This is a genomic window from Allorhizobium sp. Av2 (assembly GCF_021462805.2).
Lineage (GTDB): Bacteria > Pseudomonadota > Alphaproteobacteria > Rhizobiales > Rhizobiaceae > Allorhizobium > Allorhizobium vitis_G.
The window spans coordinates 2,675,206-2,693,105 of sequence record NZ_CP192696.1; the positions used below are offsets into that span (position 1 = coordinate 2,675,206).

General features: G+C 57.7%; 13 protein-coding genes. 4 read left to right on the forward strand and 9 right to left on the reverse strand.

The window, feature by feature from the left end; all coding sequences use genetic code 11:
• The first annotated feature begins 18 nt into the window (after positions 1-18).
• Entirely contained in the window at positions 19-1,242 is a 1,224-nt protein-coding gene (locus tag FS819_RS12765; protein ID WP_156550986.1) for an SGNH/GDSL hydrolase family protein, read from the forward strand.
• A gap of 202 nt (positions 1,243-1,444) precedes the next feature.
• Here FS819_RS12765 and FS819_RS12770 read toward each other — a convergent pair whose 3' ends face one another.
• From FS819_RS12770 to gltB, 6 genes are all read right to left on the reverse strand, one after another.
• Positions 1,445-3,379, reverse strand: coding sequence for a HAMP domain-containing methyl-accepting chemotaxis protein (locus FS819_RS12770; RefSeq protein WP_156550987.1), 1,935 nt, complete (start codon positions 3,377-3,379; stop codon positions 1,445-1,447).
• 355 nt (positions 3,380-3,734) lie between these two features.
• Positions 3,735-5,189: a glutamate synthase subunit beta gene (locus FS819_RS12775; RefSeq protein ID WP_060718272.1), complete on the reverse strand. Its 1,455-nt coding sequence runs from the start codon at positions 5,187-5,189 to the stop codon at positions 3,735-3,737.
• A gap of 11 nt (positions 5,190-5,200) precedes the next feature.
• Complete coding sequence (locus tag FS819_RS12780) at positions 5,201-5,359, reverse strand: hypothetical protein (protein WP_156533758.1); 159 nt, start codon at positions 5,357-5,359, stop codon at positions 5,201-5,203.
• Between the two features lie 18 nt (positions 5,360-5,377).
• Positions 5,378-5,776 (reverse strand): type II toxin-antitoxin system VapC family toxin, encoded by a 399-nt coding sequence (locus FS819_RS12785; RefSeq protein ID WP_070153594.1) that lies wholly within the window; start codon positions 5,774-5,776, stop codon positions 5,378-5,380.
• Positions 5,773-6,042 carry an antitoxin gene (locus tag FS819_RS12790; RefSeq protein WP_234624502.1) on the reverse strand — a complete coding sequence of 90 codons (270 nt, stop codon included), beginning with the start codon at positions 6,040-6,042 and terminating at the stop codon, positions 5,773-5,775. The genes FS819_RS12785 and FS819_RS12790 overlap by 4 nt, the downstream gene beginning before the upstream one ends.
• Before the next feature lie 57 nt (positions 6,043-6,099).
• Entirely contained in the window at positions 6,100-10,821 is a 4,722-nt protein-coding gene (gene gltB, locus FS819_RS12795) for a glutamate synthase large subunit (RefSeq protein WP_156550988.1), read from the reverse strand.
• Between the two features lie 587 nt (positions 10,822-11,408).
• On the opposite strand from gltB, the gene FS819_RS12800 reads away from it, so the two are divergent.
• On the forward strand, positions 11,409-12,455 hold the full coding sequence (locus tag FS819_RS12800) for a threonine aldolase family protein (RefSeq protein ID WP_156550989.1): 1,047 nt from the start codon (positions 11,409-11,411) through the stop codon (positions 12,453-12,455).
• A gap of 86 nt (positions 12,456-12,541) precedes the next feature.
• On the opposite strand, the gene FS819_RS12805 is transcribed toward FS819_RS12800, so the two are convergent.
• On the reverse strand, positions 12,542-13,009 hold the full coding sequence (locus FS819_RS12805) for an Hsp20 family protein (protein ID WP_156550990.1): 468 nt from the start codon (positions 13,007-13,009) through the stop codon (positions 12,542-12,544).
• A 420-nt stretch (positions 13,010-13,429) separates the two neighbouring features.
• Between FS819_RS12805 and FS819_RS12810 the strand changes: the two genes are divergently transcribed.
• Together FS819_RS12810 and FS819_RS12815 are read left to right on the forward strand one after the other, a co-directional pair.
• Positions 13,430-14,437, forward strand: coding sequence for an alpha/beta fold hydrolase (locus FS819_RS12810; protein WP_156550991.1), 1,008 nt, complete (start codon positions 13,430-13,432; stop codon positions 14,435-14,437).
• A 214-nt stretch (positions 14,438-14,651) separates the two neighbouring features.
• Entirely contained in the window at positions 14,652-15,701 is a 1,050-nt protein-coding gene (locus FS819_RS12815) for a hypothetical protein (protein WP_156550992.1), read from the forward strand.
• A 60-nt stretch (positions 15,702-15,761) separates the two neighbouring features.
• On the opposite strand, the gene hisN is transcribed toward FS819_RS12815, so the two are convergent.
• Positions 15,762-16,535 (reverse strand): histidinol-phosphatase, encoded by a 774-nt coding sequence (gene hisN / locus FS819_RS12820; protein WP_156550993.1) that lies wholly within the window; start codon positions 16,533-16,535, stop codon positions 15,762-15,764.
• Between the two features lie 370 nt (positions 16,536-16,905).
• On the reverse strand, positions 16,906-17,802 hold the full coding sequence (locus FS819_RS12825) for an N-formylglutamate amidohydrolase (protein ID WP_060718278.1): 897 nt from the start codon (positions 17,800-17,802) through the stop codon (positions 16,906-16,908).
• Positions 17,803-17,900 lie beyond the last annotated feature (98 nt).

The window sequence follows — 17,900 nt, forward strand, 5'->3', positions numbered from 1 at the left end:
GCGACGGGATGACTGCTTATGCCTGGTGAAGACAGAGACCGGATCGTGCGGCGACATGTGACCTTTGCGCTTGCAATCGTCGTGGCTGCGACAAGCGTCGGTGGCCCTGCCCTGGCACAGGATTATCCCCGCCGCCGCACCCTGCTCGACATGCTGTTCGGCAGCCGCTCGGACGACAGCCGCTATGAACGGCAATATCCCGCCGCGCCACGTCCGGCAGGGCCGCGCAGCCGCAAGAAACCTGCCGCCACCGCTCCCGCCACACCGGCACGGATACGTCCTGTTCCGGTTTCGGCCCCGCCAAAGGAGGCGGCTCCGGCCAAGATAGACAATGCCCAGAAAATCCTTGTTGTCGGCGATTTCTTTGCCAGCGCCATCGGCGATGGCTTACAGCAGGCCTTTGCCGATGCGCCCGGAACTGTCATCGAGACCCGCAGCAACGGCTCCTCCGGCCTGGTGCGGGACGATTATTTCGACTGGCGGCGGCAATTGCCGAAAATGCTCGAGGAAACCAAACCGGCTTTGGTGATCGTCGAGCTTGGCGCCAATGACCGCCAGCAGATGACCCCTGGCGGAGGCGACCAGCGCTTTCCCTCAGACGCCTGGTTTGCCGAATATCAAAAGCGGATCGATACCATCGCCAAGCTGGTGACGGCAAAAAAGATCCCGCTGATCTGGGTTGGCCTGCCGCCGGTGAAATCGCCGGGCATGTCGGCGGACCTGATCAAGTTCAACGCGCTCTACCGCAAGGCGGCGGAAGCGGCAGGCGGTGAATTTATCGACATCTGGGACGGTTTCGTCGATGCGGACGGCGGCTTCGTGCTGACTGGCTCCGACATCAACGGCCAGCAGGCCCGGTTGCGCGGTCCCGATGGCATCAGCATGACCGATGCCGGCAAGCGCAAGATGGCCTTCTACCTGGAAAAATCCGCCCGCAAATTCCTGGGCGATATGGCAAGCCCCGGGCTGGTGCGGCTCGATGCGACCAGCCTGCCCGACCTGACCGGGCCAGAACAGCTTGACGGCCCCGACCGTATTGCCCCGATGAAAATTTCCGATCCGGCGCTGGATGGCGCAGATCACCTGTTGGGCGGCGCTGAAAAGCCCGCCCCCCAAACGCCCCCCTCGCCCCGCGACCTTCTGGTCTCGACCGGCATCATGCCGGAACCGCCAAAAGGCAGGGTAGACGATTACCGGCTAGCGTCCCCATCAAATATAAATTTGGCTGTGCCGAAACAATAATACGAGCGTCTGTGAGGTTTAGATGAAACCTGACAGACGCCAATGCAAACCGTTAGTCCTCTCCGAAAACCAAAGGCGGTTTCACAAGGGCTGACGTAAGACGTATCGAACTATCCAAAATGGTACCGGTCAAAGACCGTGTCACGCGCCCAGTGGTTCTTTCCAGGAAGACGGGGCATCCGTCTTCCTGGAAAGGTTCTCGTCAAAAATCCTGCCAATCCTTCTCTTTTACCGCAGCCGATCCATGAAAGGCGCCCCGGAGCTTTTCCGTCAGTTTCCGGGCAGGCGACGGTGCGGGACGAGATGCGGAAACGTCATTCGTCTGCGCGAACGCAACAACCTTGCCTTGATCTTCAAGCTTGAAGCGCGACAGCAGGTCGCTCAACGTCGCCGCTTCCTTCGCCAGGCTGTGGCTTGCCGCCGTTGTCTGTTCCACCATGGCAGCATTCTGCTGGGTACCCTGGTCCATAGTATTGACTGCCGTATTGATCTCCTGAAGCCCGACCGATTGCTCGCGTGCAGCCTCGACAATCGCCGTTACATGCCGGTTAATCTCCTGAACCTCACCAACAATGGTTTCGAGCGAAGAGCCAGTTTCAGCCACCAGCTGCACACCGGCCTGCACCTGCTGCCCGGAAGAGACGATCAGGCCCTTGATGTCCTTTGCCGCATTGGCGGAGCGCTGCGCCAGTTCGCGTACCTCTTGCGCCACCACAGCAAAACCCTTGCCGGCTTCCCCCGCGCGGGCTGCCTCGACACCGGCATTCAGCGCCAGAAGATTGGTCTGAAAAGCGATCTCATCGATAACACCAATGATATTGCTGATTTCGCCAGAGGATCTTTCGATCTCCTGCATAGCGGCAACCGCCTTGCGCACAACATCGCCGGAGCGTTCCGCACCATCGCGTGTTTTGGACACCAGAATGCCAGCTTCTTCGGCGCGCCGGGTCGAATCCTTGACCGTCGTGGTAATCTGCTCAAGTGCTGCTGCCGTTTCTTCCACGGAAGCCGCCTGCTGTTCCGTCCGATGCGAAAGATCGTCGGCGGCAGAGCGGATTTCATTGGCACCTGCATCAATGCCACGCGCATTCTGCCTGACGGTCACCAGCGCTTGCTGCAACTTCTGGACAGAGCTGTTGAAATTCGACCGCAACCCATCAAGGCCAGCCACGAATGGCACGGTAATGCGATAGCTGACATCCCCATCAGCCAGGCGCGTCAGACCCTCTGCCAGAGCCTCCACGGCAAATTTGGTGTCGGCGGCATCCTTGGCCCGCTGCGCATCACGCTCGGCCCGTTCCTTTTCCGACAAGCCACGGCTGGCTTCGGCCTCGGCTTCAAGACGCTCACGGTCCAGTGCATTGTCTCGAAACACCGCAACGGCGGCGGCCATCTGTCCGAGTTCGTCTCCGCGTCCGGCGCCATCGATTTCCGCCCGCGTTTCGCCCTTGGCCAGGGACGTCATGCGCAGCCGCAGCCGTTCGATCGGTCGGGTAATGCCATGGGAGACGATCCACAAAGCTGCAAAAATCGCCAGAATGAAAGCGACAAGCAGGCCGCCAAGTGTAGAAATAATTGTATTGCGCGTCTCATTCGAGATCAACGTACTTTTATCGGAAAGTTCTTTTGCACCATCGACCACCCATCGGCGGGTCTCATCGGCTGTCTCGGCGATCAGCTTATCTGCCTGCCTTAATTCGGCGCGGGCCTCGGTATCTTGTTTTCTAGCATCCAGGTCAATCACTTTGGATGTTATCGTGATGATCGCCTCATACCGTGTACGAATTGCCGCGAGCCGGTCGGCCTTCGCAGGATCAAGGGCGATTGCCTCATTGATCATGGTGATAATGCGCTTGACGCTCTCATCATAGTCCTTTTTCGCCCTGACAATTTCCAGACTTGAATCGTCATAAACCAAGATTTGGTAAGCGTCATAGCCGAGTGCCATCAGCCTCTGACTTGAACGCGCCACCATCATAAGCGAACCTGCGTCCTGATCGATAAAAGCGGAATACTCCTTATCAACAGCATTCAAGCTTTGGGACAGCATGACAGAAGCGCCAATGCCCAATGCACAAATTGAAACCACGACAGACAAAATCTTCGTTTTAATTTTCAGATTGTCGAGAAATGACATTTGGGATCTCATGTCGGCAGGGATCCAAGCATCTGGATTGGCTGCTACAGGAAAAGCATCTCATCATGAGGGCTACAATAGGTTGTATACAAGATTTAAAAGGCATTAATTTATTAAAAGTAAATATGCCGGATCAAACCGGAAATCACTGCAAATATACGGAGTTTACAATTGATATTCCTCGATATTTTTTAAATACGCGCAAAATAAAGCATAGATATTTCTGAATAAAATAAAACTCTTAAGTTGTATTCTACCCCTAGAAATCCATTTGCAAACGTGCAAGATCTTCCCAAATTCCAACGAAAAAAGGGGGGCGAAAGCCCCCCCTTATAGAACTCGGAACCGGCCAATCTCAGCGCGGTAGAACCGTCGTACCCATCAGCGCCTCGTCGATGGCGCGCGCTGCCTGGCGGCCTTCGCGGATGGCCCAGACCACCAGTGACTGGCCACGGCGCACGTCGCCGGCTGCCCAGAATTTATCGACGGAGGTGCGGTAGTCCTTGTCATTGGCGATAACATTGGTCGAGCCGCGCCGGTCGGTATTGAGGTCCAGCTTGCCGTCGAGCTCCTTGACGACACTGTCGGTGAAGGGGCCGGAAAAGCCGATGGCGATAAAGGCGAGATCGGCCTTGATGATGAATTCCGAACCAGCGATCGGCTGGCGACGGTCATCCACCTGGCAGCATTTGACGCCGGTCAGCATGCCGTCTTCGCCAACGAATCCGAGCGTTCCCACCTGGAACTCACGCACAGCGCCTTCGGCTTGGCTGGAGGAGGTGCGCATCTTGGTGGCCCAGAACGGCCAGACGGCCAGCTTGTCTTCGGTCTGCGGCGGACGCGGACGGATGTCGAGCTGGGTAACCTTCACAGCGCCCTGACGGAAAGCCGTGCCGACGCAGTCAGACGCGGTATCGCCGCCACCGACCACCACGACATGCTTGCCACCGGCAATGATCGGCTCCGACGGCCAGCCGACGCTGTCGATGTTTTCACGACCGACCCTGCGGTTCTGCTGGACCAGATAGGGCATGGCATCATAGACGCCGTGCAGATCGACGCCGGGAATGCCAGCTTCACGTGGGGTTTCCGAGCCGCCGCAATAGAGGACGGCATCGTAATCGGCCAACAGCTTTTCCACCGTTACATCGACGCCGACATTGACGCCACAATGGAAGGTGACGCCTTCGCCCTTCATCTGTTCGACGCGGCGGTCGATGAAGTTCTTCTCCATCTTAAAGTCGGGAATGCCGTAGCGCAGCAAACCGCCCGGCTTGGTTTCGCGCTCATAGACATGCACATCATGCCCGGCACGGCCAAGCTGCTGGGCGGCTGCCATGCCTGATGGGCCAGACCCAATGATCGCCACCTTTTTGCCGGTATGGACCGTGGCCGGTTGCGGCACGATAAAGCCCAGTTCATAGGCCTTGTCGGCGATGGCCTGCTCAACGGTCTTGATCGAGACCGGCGCATCCTCAAGGTTCAGCGTGCAGGCTTCCTCGCAAGGCGCGGGGCAAACGCGACCGGTAAATTCCGGAAAATTGTTGGTGGAATGCAGGTTGCGGATCGCCTCTTCCCACTTGCCGTTATAGACCAGATCGTTCCAGTCGGGGATCTGGTTATGCACCGGACAGCCGGTCGGGCCGTGGCAATAGGGAATGCCGCAATCCATGCAGCGCGCCGCCTGCTTTTGTACTTCCGGTTCTGACATCGGAATAGTGAATTCGCGGAAATGCCGGATGCGGTCGGAGGCCGGCTGATACTTCGCCACCTGCCGGTCGATTTCCATGAAACCTGTAACCTTGCCCATGTCTTACCCTTTCAAAACGGTAGGCCCAGAGGCCCCCAATACCAGTAGGCGAGGCCGATAATCGCCCCCAACACAATGAACTCCAGTCCAATCGAACCGTTGACTAGATAGCCAAAGGTCGGAACCGCTAAGCCAAGCATGATGGAAACAAAGACGTGCATCTTGCGCATTCTGCTTCTTCTCCGCCGCTATCGCAGCCAATTCTCGATCTTCAATCCCGGAACTCGGGAAAATTCTCTTTCATTATCCGTCACAAGCACAGCATCCAAGGCGAGTGCGTGTGCCGCAATCAGCATATCCATATCGCCTATCGGTTGCCCACGGCGGCTCAGACTGTCCCTGAGCGCAGCATAGTGAACATCGGCCGGCGCCTCCCAAGGCATAACCTCGAATTCGGACAAAACTGTCTCGATGAGCCGGACCAAACGCTCTGAGCCCTTCTTGGCTACCCCGTATCTCAGTTCGGCCGCCACGATCAGGCTCGTTCTCAATTCACCCTCTTTGAGAGCAGCCACCTTTTTCGCGGTTTTGCCATCTGGATTTCGGATGAATTCCGAAATCGCGTTGGTATCGAACAGGTAACTCATTCGGGAAGATCCAGATCAATCTCCTGAAGAGGCTGATCATCTATCTCAGGAAAGTCTTGGCCGAGCGGTTCCGCTTGTCGAAGCCACTCTATCAACCCGCCTGGTGATCGCTTCTGACGAGCGGGTTGAATGGTGATTACGCCATCCGCCTCCTGTCGGATAACGACTTCATCTCCGGAGAGATCGAAGTCGCTTGGTATCCGCACAGCACGGCTTCTCCCGTTCATGAATATCTTTGCCTTACGCTCCTTTGATACCGGAAACATGGCCACCTCCATCTTGTGATATGACAATGTCATATCACAAGACTGCTAAACATAAAACTATTCGGCGGCAACGCCCATGCGCATCCGTTCCATTTCCTCCAGCGCCCGGCGATATTCGACCGGCATGACCTTACGGAATTTCGGACGGTAATCGGCCCAGTTGTCGAGGATCTGCTTGGCGCGGTTCGAGCCGGTATAATGCAGATGGTTGGAGATCAGTTGATAGAGCCGCTCCTCGTCATGGCGGGTCATGTCTTCCGACACGTCCACCAGACCCTTGTGCATCAGGTCGCCGCCATGGTGATGCAGCTTTTCCAGCATGTCATCTTCTTCCGGCACCGGTTCCAGTTCCACCATCGCCATGTTGCAACGCTTGGCGAAATCGCCCTTTTCATCAAGGACGTAAGCCACACCGCCGGACATACCGGCTGCGAAGTTGCGGCCGGTTTCGCCCAGCACCACAACCACGCCGCCCGTCATGTATTCGCAGCCGTGATCGCCGACACCTTCGACAACCGCAATCGCGCCGGAATTGCGCACCGCGAACCGTTCGCCCGCCACGCCGCGGAAATAGCATTCCCCGGCAATGGCGCCGTAGAGCACGGTGTTACCGACGATGATCGAGTGTTCCGCAACGATCCGCGCATTTTCCGGCGGACGCACGATGATCCGGCCACCGGACAGACCCTTGCCGACATAGTCATTGCCGTCACCGACCAGATCGAAGGTGATGCCGCGCGACAGAAACGCCCCGAAGGACTGACCTGCCGTGCCGTTCAGCGTCACATGAACAGTATCGTCCTTGAGGCCCTTGTGGCCCCAGCGCTTGGCAAGTTCACCCGACAGCATGGCACCGGCTGAACGGTCAACATTCTTGATATCGACTTCGAACACCACAGGCTGCTTGGATTCCAGCGCGGGCATCGACTTTTCGATCAGCTTGCGGTCCAGCACATCTTCAATCGGATGATGCTGGCGCGCGGTCCAGTAGGTGGCTTCCTTGGGCGCATCGACCTTGTGGAAGATCTTCGAGAAATCGAGACCCTCGGCCTTCCAATGGGCCAGCATATCGTTCTTTTCCAGAAGCTCTGAGGCGCCGATAATGTCATCCAGCTTGGCAAAGCCCAGCGAGGCGAGGATTTCGCGCACTTCTTCCGCGACAAAGAAGAAGTAGTTGATGACATGTTCCGGCGTACCCTTGAAGCGCTTGCGCAGAACCGGATCCTGGGTGGCGACGCCAACCGGGCAAGTGTTCAGATGGCACTTGCGCATCATAATGCAGCCAGCGGCAATCAGCGGTGCGGTAGCAAAGCCGAATTCGTCAGCGCCCAGAAGTGCGCCGATTATGACGTCGCGTCCGGTTTTCAGACCGCCATCGACCTGAAGGGCGATGCGCGAGCGCAAGCCGTTCAGCACCAATGTCTGCTGGGTTTCGGCCAGGCCGATTTCCCAGGGCGAACCGGCATGCTTCAGCGAGGTCAAAGGCGAGGCACCCGTGCCGCCATCGAAGCCGGAGATGGTGATATGATCGGCGCGGGCCTTGGCAACGCCTGCGGCCACCGTGCCGACACCGACTTCCGACACCAGCTTGACCGAGACATCGGCAGCCGGGTTGACGTTCTTCAGGTCGTAGATCAGCTGCGCCAGATCTTCGATGGAGTAGATGTCGTGATGCGGCGGCGGCGAAATCAGGCCGACGCCCGGCGTGGAATGTCGGGTCTTGGCAACCGTCGCATCCACCTTGTGACCTGGCAACTGTCCGCCCTCGCCGGGCTTGGCACCCTGCGCCACCTTGATTTGCAGCATATCGGCATTGACAAGATATTCAGTGGTCACACCAAACCGGCCAGAGGCGATCTGCTTGATGGCAGAGCGTTCCGGGTTAGGCGAACCATTGAACAGGGGCAGGTAGCGGTCGCTCTCTTCGCCGCCCTCACCCGTGTTGGACTTGCCGCCGATCCGGTTCATGGCGATGGCCAGCGTGGTATGCGCTTCACGGCTGATCGAGCCGAACGACATAGCGCCGGTGGAGAAGCGTTTGACGATGTCAGCCGCTGGTTCGACCTCATCCACTGAAATCGGCTGACGTCCCTGATCGGCGGCCTTCTTGATCTTGAACAGACCGCGAATGGTGTTCATGCGCAGGGCGCTCTCATTGACCATTTCCGCGAATTCGCGGTAGCGCTCCTGAGAATTGCCACGCACGGCATGTTGCAGCGAGGCAATCGAATCCGGGCTCCAGGCATGGTTTTCACCACGCAGACGGTAGGCATATTCGCCGCCGATATCCAGCGAAGTCGCCAGGATCGGGTCCTTGCCGAAGGCGGAATGATGGCGCGCCACTGTTTCCTGGGCAATCTCGGCAAGGCCGATGCCTTCGATGTTCGAAGCCGTGCCGAAGAAATACTGATCGATCAGCTGGGAATTCAGGCCGATGGCATCGAAAATCTGTGCGCCGCAATAGGACTGATAAGTGGAAATGCCCATCTTGGACATCACCTTGAGAATGCCCTTACCGACCGCCTTGATATAGCGATAGACCACTTCGCTGGCATCGACTTCCTTGGGGAATTCGCCATGCTTGTGCATGTCGAGCAGCGTGTCGAAGGCCAGATAGGGGTTGATGGCTTCGGCGCCATAGCCCGCCAGACAGCAGAAATGATGCACTTCACGCGGCTCGCCGGTCTCGACGACCAGGCCGACCGATGTGCGCAGGCCCTTACGGATCAGGTGATGATGCACGGCAGCCGTGGCCAGCAGCGCCGGGATGGCGATACGATCAGGGCCGATCTGCCGGTCCGACAGCACGATGATGTTATAGCCGCCACGCACCGCCGCTTCGGCGCGCTCACAGAGCCGGTCGAGCATGTCAGGCATGCCTTCGGCGCCGCGATCGACGTCATAGGTGAAGTCGAGCGTCTTGGTGTCGAACCGGTCTTCCGTATGACCGATGGAGCGGATCTTTTCGAGATCGCCATTGGTCAGGATCGGCTGGCGCACTTCCAGCCGCTTGGCGCGGGCCGCCCCCTCATGGTCGAGAATGTTTGGGCGCGGACCGATGAAAGACACCAGGCTCATCACCAGCTCTTCGCGGATCGGATCGATCGGCGGGTTAGTGACCTGAGCGAAGTTCTGCTTGAAATAGGTATAAAGCAGCTTCGACTTCGATGACATGGCCGAAATCGGCGTATCCGTCCCCATCGAGCCAATGGCTTCCTGGCCGGTGGTCGCCATCGGCGACATCAGGATACGGGTGTCTTCCAGCGTGTAGCCGAAGGCCTGCTGACGGTCGAGCAGCGACACGTCGCGCCGCAGCGCCCGGGGCTCGACCGGCTTCAGATCTTCGAGAATGAGCTGGGTCCGATCCAGCCACTCCCGGTAGGGAAGGCTTCCGGCCAGATCCGACTTCACTTCCTCATCGGAAACGATCCGGCCCTTTTCCATATCGATCAGCAGCATCTTGCCCGGCTGCAACCGCCACTTCTTGACGATCTTCTCTTCCGGCACCGGCAGCGTACCGGCCTCCGACGCCATGATGATGCGGTCGTCATCGGTCACCAGATAGCGGGCCGGACGCAAGCCGTTGCGGTCCAGCGTTGCGCCGATCTGGCGGCCATCGGTGAAGGCCACGGCGGCAGGGCCGTCCCATGGCTCCATCAACGCGGCATGATATTCGTAAAACGCCTTGCGCTCTTTGCTCATCAACTGGTTGCCAGCCCAGGCTTCCGGAATCAGCATCATCACCGCATGCGCCATGGAATAGCCGCCACGGATCAGGAATTCGAGCGCATTATCGAAACAGGCGGTGTCCGACTGGCCCTCGTAGGAAATCGGCCAGAGCTTGGAAATATCATCGCCGAACAGCGGTGAAGAGACCGACGCCTGGCGGGCTGCCATCCAGTTGACATTGCCGCGCAGCGTGTTGATTTCGCCGTTATGGGCGACCATCCGGTAAGGATGCGCCAGCTTCCACGATGGGAAGGTGTTGGTGGAAAAGCGCTGATGCACCAGGGCCACAGCCGATTCGAAGCGCGGATCGGCGAGATCCTTATAATAAGCAGCCACCTGATAGGCGAGGAACATGCCCTTGTAGACGATGGTCGAAGACGACAGCGACACCGGATAGAAGCCGGTTTCCTGGCCGCCGAACTCGTCATAGATCCGGTTGGAAATCACCTTGCGCAGCAAGAACAGCCGGCGCTCAAAAGCGTCCTGCGTGGCTGCATCGCGGCCAGCACCAATGAACACCTGAATCTGGCGCGGCTCGGTGGCGGCAATGTCCGGGGCCTTGGACAGCGATGAATTATCGACCGGCACGTCACGGTAGCCAAGCAGATGCTGGCCCTCGGCCAGACAGACATCGGTGATCACCTTCTTGAAATGGGCAATCTGCTCTTCGTCGGCGGGGAAGAAGAAATGACCGACGGCATATTCGCCAGCCTTGGGCAGGATGACGCCCTGGGCGGCCATTTCCTCACGGAAGAACCGGTCCGGGATCTGCACCAGAATGCCAGCACCGTCGCCCATCAGCGGATCGGCGCCGACCGCACCGCGATGGGTGAGGTTTTCAAGGATGAACAGGCCGTCGCGGACGATCTGGTGCGACTTCTCACCCTTCATATGGGCGATGAAGCCGACGCCGCAGGCATCATGCTCATTGCGCGGATCGTAGAGGCCTTGCTTTTGCGGAAGACCATAACGCTTTACCGGAGCGGCACCGGCGTTCGCCTGCGTCGCATCGGCCGCCACGATTGCTTCGGATGGCATCATCTGCGTCATCGTTTTCCCTCCAGTTGAACCGTCCGGTCGAAACTATCCGATCCGGCACACAGCTATTTGACAAAATCGAATACCGACGGGGGCTTGTCGCTGCCCAAACCAGGGGCCAGATTTTAAAGGCGCCCCGCTTGCCGTATGCAAAACAGGTCACAAACCTGACCTTTCTGCACAGCTTCTCTCGACCGCTGCAAAAGCAGATATCCCGGTGAGTATAGCGCAAGAGAGCCAGGACGAAAGGCCTAGAAAACCAAAACCTGCCACTCGATTTCCGAAAATATGTCAGTTTCATTGACCTATTTCTGCAATCTATATGGCAGAAACAAATCGGCTTCGCAAGCCATCGGCTCAAAAAGCCGGGTGGTGACGCGACAGAATCTGTCTTTTTTAGCGATCTGCCGCATGATTCTTTCGTCCGTTGAGGTGTTTGCGCAGGAAACCAATCTGGAGCGGTGAATACGAAGACAATTGTGCTGGTGATAATCGGTCAGGCCCGCGACGGATGACTAGGCCGGATTGAACACGGCAGCAAAATCGTTAGGGTCTCCATCACGCCATAAACAAGCGTTACAGCCAATCAGGAAGCCATCATGTTCTTTGCATCCGATAATTGGGCCGGAGCCCATCCCGCCATTGCCGAAAGCCTGATGAAGGAAGCGGCGGGCTATGCCAGCGCCTATGGCACCAGCGATCTCGACCGGCGCGTCGAAGCGCATTTCAATGAGATTTTCGAGCGCGACGTCTCGGTGTTCTTCGTTGGCACCGGCACGGCGGCCAATTCGCTGGCGCTGGCCAGTGTAGCGCGGGCCGGTGGCGTCACCTTCTGCCATTTCGACGCGCATGTGAATGCCGACGAGGGTGGCGCGCCTGAATATTTGGCAAGTGCCAGCCGACTCTATCCGGTTGAGGGCGGCGGCGGCAAGATGAGTGCGGCAGCCCTTCACACCGCCGTTTCACGCTTTGACACGCCTTCCGTCCATCAGGGTCGGCCGATGGCAGTGACGATCACGCAGGCCACAGAGGCCGGCACCATCTATACACTGGACGAGATCTCCGCGATCAGCGCCATTGCCCGCGCCAAATCCCTGCCTCTGCACATGGACGGCGCCCGTTTTGCCAATGCGCTGGTGGCGCTTGATGCCACACCCGCCGAAATGACTTGGAAGCGCGGCGTCGATATTCTCTCCTTTGGCGGCACCAAGAATGGCTGCTGGTGCGTGGAGGCCATCGTGTTCTTCAACCCTGACATGGCCGAGGAAATGCCCTATATCCGCAAGCGTTCGGCGCAGTTGTTTTCCAAGACCCGCTTTGTGTCCGCCCAGCTGGAAGCCTATTTCAAGGATGATCTGTGGTTGGATCTGGCCCGCCACGCCAATGCCATGGCCGACCGGATGCGCGCCGGTCTCAGCAAAAACAACAAGGCCCGCCTGGCCTGGAATACCGAGAGCAATGAGGTCTTCGCGGTGATTGGCAAGGATGCCGCCAAGCAGGCCGAGGCTCGTGGCGCGAAATTCTACGAATGGCTGGTGCCCCGCGATGAGCCCGAATTGGTCGGGCAAGACAATGTCTTGATCCGGCTGGTCACCAGCTTTGCCACGACAGAGCAGGACGTCGACCAGTTTCTCGACATCCTGTGAACATTTCAAGACCGACAGCTACGAGAACACCCCAAACGCAAAAGGGCGGCCCCAAGCCGCCCTTCTTCATGTCTTCCAGACCCGGATCAGACGACGCGAGACTCGATGGCCTTTGGCGCTTCGACCGCCTCGCTGGCAATCGCGATGCGGCGGGGCTTCATGGCTTCGGGAATATTGCGCAGCAGATCGATATGCAGCAGGCCGTTCTTCAGCGAGGCATTGGTCACCTCGACATGGTCGGCAAGCTGGAAACGACGCTCGAACCCGCGCTTGGCAATGCCGCGATACAGAAACTCAGTCTGTTCGGCCTGATCGTCCTGGGCCTTTTCACCCTTGACCGCCAGCACATGCGCATGGGCCTCGATGCTGAGTTCGGTTTCATCAAAACCGGCAACGGCCATGGTGATCCGGTAGGTATTGTCGCCCGTCCGCTCGATATTATAGGGCGGATAGCTCTGGGCCTGATCCGGCTGACCCAGGCTGTCCAGCATGGTGAACAGGCGATCGAAGCCGACGGTGGAGCGATAAAGCGGGGAAAAATCAACGTGACGCATGGAGTCCTCCTGAGAAGCGACGGTTGCGATAATGACAAGACAGAGACCCCTGATATGGCGGTGTCTGCCGGATGATGCAGGCCCTTCCGGCGCCTGCAACAGAGAGATGGGAAAGGCGATTTGCGAGTTCAAGACCCTTCACCATGCACGCAACATCACAGCCGATTTTTTTGTGGCTGAATTTTTGATGAATGGCGGGTTTGGCATCGGTTCACCTTGGCCGCACTAGCGTCGCCCGATCAGGAGTGATCCTGGTGGCTGAAGAATATCGTCCCTGCGTCTTCAGTGCCTGTTGCCGCCCATTTGCCTTGAAGCCCAATCGTCTTCAAGCAATGGGCGGCTTTTTTCCCAAGACCCGATTTCGGTCCGCGCAAATATGCGGTATGAACACCCGAAGATTGTGCTTGGAAAGGCAAGGCCATGGATAGCGTGCTTCATGCCGTGGACGGCAATCCCATTCCCGACAATCATCACGCCGGCTTCTTCACCAGCTACGATGGCCTTCGCCTGCGCTATGCGATCTTCAAGAGCGATATCAGCCCGGCCAAGGGCACGGTGGTGCTGGTGCATGGCCGCAGCGAATCCATCGAGAAATATTTCGAAACCATCCGGGACCTGACCGCAGCGGGCCTTTGGGTTGCCACTTTCGATCTGCGCGGCCAGGGCCTGTCTGACTGGACACTCCAGCAGAATTCCTTGAAATCCAGAGGGGATAAGGAAAAACGCTGGGGCCATGTGCGGCGCTTTTCCGATTATGAGCAGGATCTGGAGCAGTTCCTGGAACAGGTCGTGCTGCCGGATTGCCGCCTGCCATTCTCGATGATCGCCCATTCCACCGGTGGATTGATCGCCCTTGCCGCAGCGCCACGGCTATCCGGGCGCATTTCGCGACTGGTCCTGTCGGCCCCATTTGTCGGTCTGCATGGCGAAGCCCTGTCGGCGGCAAAAGTGTTTGCGCTAGCGCGGCTGGCATCAACGCTCGGGCTCGGCAACCGGCCCTTGTCATCAGCCAGCAAGCCGCACACCTTCGCCACCAATGTTCTGACCTCGGATGCCGCCCGCTTCGACCGCAATATGGCGATTTTTGCCGCCGTGCCGGAATTGTCGATCAGTGCGCCGTCGGCCCGCTGGTTGCATGAATGTGCAAAAGCCATCCGGCGGGTCAACGATCCCACTCACCTGACGGGGATCACCATCCCCACCCTGTTGCTTGCCCCGATGCTGGACGGCGTCGTGCCCTTTAGCGCCCAGGAACATCTGGCCCGGCATTTCCGCGCCGCGCAATTGCTGTCCATTCCCGGCGCCCGTCATGAAGTGTTGCAGGAACAGGACCGCTACCGCGAACAGGCGCTGGCCGCCATCCATGCCTTCATTCCTGGCAGCGACCCGATGCAGATCGAAGGCCAGGCAGAACTCGTCGGTCTTTGACACGCCCCTCCTCTTGGGCGTCCCGCAACCGTCCCTGATAACACCGCACGGCTTCCCGGGCCTTCTCCTGGCATTCCTTAAGACATTTTTATCGCTGGCGACCGATCCGAATTGACAGAATTCAGAACGTCAATAATGTACATATTCGTATTGTTAAGCGAAGAAGGGTGCTGACCTTCAGCGCCCAATTTGCTTTTCTGGGAGGAGAAAGATTATGAATGCGCCTAAGAAATGGATCCAGAACGAAATCCAATCTCTGGATCCTGAGAAGGACTATGTGCGGATCTGGCGGCTGTCGAGCAGCTATGGCCTCAACGACTTCATGCAGAATTTCATCTATGCACTGACCTTTCCGAACTTTGTCGTCACGGAATGGGGGTCGCAAGTGGTGTGGCGCGAGGACGGCGGCAAGGTGGTGGATCGCTCTACCAGCCGTGTCGAGCAGACCGGCAGCGCCAATGCCCTGTGGTGGTTTTATGGGCCGCATGATGAGCGGACCAAGAAATCCGTCGAGGGCATCAACAACCTGCATGCCTATTGGGCAAAGCAATATCCGGGTGCGTTTTCCTACAATGAAGATTACATCTACACCTGTGCCTTCACGGCGGTAACCATGCATCGCCTGCGCTTGCGCATGGGGCTGCCAGGGTTTTCGGAAAAGGAACAGATCGCAGCGCATCGGTTCTGGCTGGAAATGTCCAAGCTGTTCGTTGCCGAAAACAATCAGCCGCTGCATGGCTATCCCGAGGATTTCGCGGGGCTGATCGCCTATTGCGAGGCGGTAGAAAAGACGGACAGGCCTAAGCCCGAGCGCGGCAACCTGATCACGACAGCGATTCACGAACAATTCGTCTTCCGCTTTTTCCCCAAGGAAATGCACTGGCTCGGACACCAGCTGCTCCGCTCCCTGTCGCTGCCCACGACCCTTGAAACCATGCAGATCGAACCTGCCTATCCCATGGCGCAGGAGGTTCTACCCAAATTGATGGGTCTGATTTTCTGGTATCTGGAAACCCAAATGGACGATCCGACAGAAAGCTATATCGAATCACGAGACAAGCTGAACAAGGATGAAAAGGCAGACATCAAAGCTGGCATCCGAGCCCTCGATAAGGCGTTTCCAGAGCATTACGTTTCGCTCTACAAGGACGATCCGAAATTTGCCGGATGTCCGTTCCATGCCAGCCTAAAGATGTCCGAGCAGCAGGGCGACGTTCCCAACGAAATCCAAGCCATCGAAAGCAAAGTCGCAGTGCTTGGCTAAACACAACGACACAATAGAATGCTACCGGTGGCCATGGAAATTCATGGACACCGGTAGCGATCAATCGATCAAAATCGCCCGCGCCTGCTCGTAGACAGCCGCAGAACTGGCGGCGATGATCTTGCCACCCGCTTCCGGCCGTTCACCCTCCCATGTGGTGATAATACCGCCAGCCTGTTCGATGATCGGGATCAGCGCGCCGACATCATAAGGCTTCAGCCCCGTTTCGATCACCAGATCGACAAAACCTGCCGCCAGCAGCGCGTAGGCATAGCAATCCACGCCATAGCGCGTCAGTTGGACCTTGGCCCGCACCGCATCGAAACGCGGCCGCTCGTCTTCCAGAAAAATATCCGGCGAGGTGGTGTAAAGCACCGCATCCGAGAGGCCCTTGCAGGCCCGCGTTGCGATCTGCCGCTGGCCATCCGGCCCGCTGTACCAGGCTTTCTCCCCATCGGCAAAATAACGCTCGCCGGTAAAAGGCTGGTCCATCATGCCCATCACCGCGTGACCGTTTTCCTGAAAACCGATCAGCGTTCCCCAGGTGGGCAAACCGGAAATGAACGCCCGCGTTCCATCGATCGGATCGATCACCCAGACACAATCGCGGCCAAGGCCGACATTGTCATGTTCCTCGCCCAGAATGCCGTGATCGGGAAACTCGGCCTCGATCAGCAGACGGATCGCCGTTTCCGCCGCCTTATCGCCTTCGGTGACGGGATCATAACCGCCCGCATCCTTGTTGACGACATCCAGCCGTGAGCGAAAGCGTGGCAGTGTCTCAGCCTTGGCGGCCTCGGCGAGGCTGTCGAAAAACGTCTTCTCGGGGCGCATGCGGCTTCCTCGGTAGGGTGAACGTGCAGGTTTCTTACGGCATAAAACGCCGGATCGGAATTCGCTCCAGCATAAATTTATTGGGACGACAGGCAGAGCGCCGAATTGCACGCCATTCGAGCATTTCTGCGATGCAAATGCCTAAATAATAATCATGATTAAAAAAATGTCAAAATCGACTTGACATTTGTGCAATGCAAAATATTATACGTCTTACAGTCTTTCGACTGTAAATACCCTCCTTGGGTGTTTCCTCCCTAGACTTGCCGCGCCTCGAGCGCGGTTTTTTTTGCCCTATCGCGCTGTACGCTGCGGGGATCCAGAACCGGTTTCCGCTTTTCGGCCGGCTTCCACTTTTCAGAATGATGCGCTATTCGGCAGCGAGCGCGCCATCTCCGAGGCCGGGCGTGGCAATGCCTTTGGAAAGCTCCGCCATCTGACCAATGAACCGCGACAGCGTGGCTGCAAGCAAGGCGAAATCCGGTCGTTTTTCCAACGTAGCCTCGTCAACATACAGCGCCCGGTTGATTTCAATCTGCAGAGCATGCAGGCCCCTGGCGGGGCGACCATAATGCTCGGTGATGAAGCCACCGGCATAGGGCTTGTTGCGCACCGCCGTAAATCCGAAATCGCTGAGCACCTGCATGGCCGCATGGGTCAGTTCGGCCGAAGCACTGGTGCCATATCGGTCACCAATGATGAAATCAGGACGAATGGCGCTACCGCTCAACCGGATATTGCCCGGCATCGAATGGCAATCGATCAGAATCGCCGCCCCGAAATGGGCATGGGTGCGGGCAATCAGCCGGCGCAGGCAGGCGTGATAGGGCTTGTAAATCGTTTCGATCCGGGCAATCCCCTCCTCCACGCTCAACCGCTCCCGGTAGATTTCCATATTTTCGGCCACAATCCGCGCAATGGTGCCAAGTCCCCCGGCAACACGCACTGAATGGGCATTGACGTAAGGCGGCAGAGTGCCGGAAAACATCTTCGGGTCGAGCTCATAGGGCTCACGATTGACATCGATATAGGCGCGTGGAAATTTCGCGTAGAGCAAGGGGGCGCCATGGTCGGGTGCCGCCGCAAACAGCTCATCGACGAAGTGATCTTCGGAACGGCGGATAGAAAGCCGGTCCAGGCGCGAACGGGCGAGAAACTCCTGTGGATAATCTCTGCCGCTATGGGGGGAATTGTAAACAAAGGGAATGCTATGCTGTTCGGGTTCGCGCACGTCAAACAGCTCGAAATCGTCGCGTTCCGGCTGCATCTCACCCCTTCTTTACCAAATCAGCAATTCATAATGAAACATATGTTGCCAGTTGCCCACCGCGAAGTCCATACTGCATTAATCTTGAAGCCGAATAC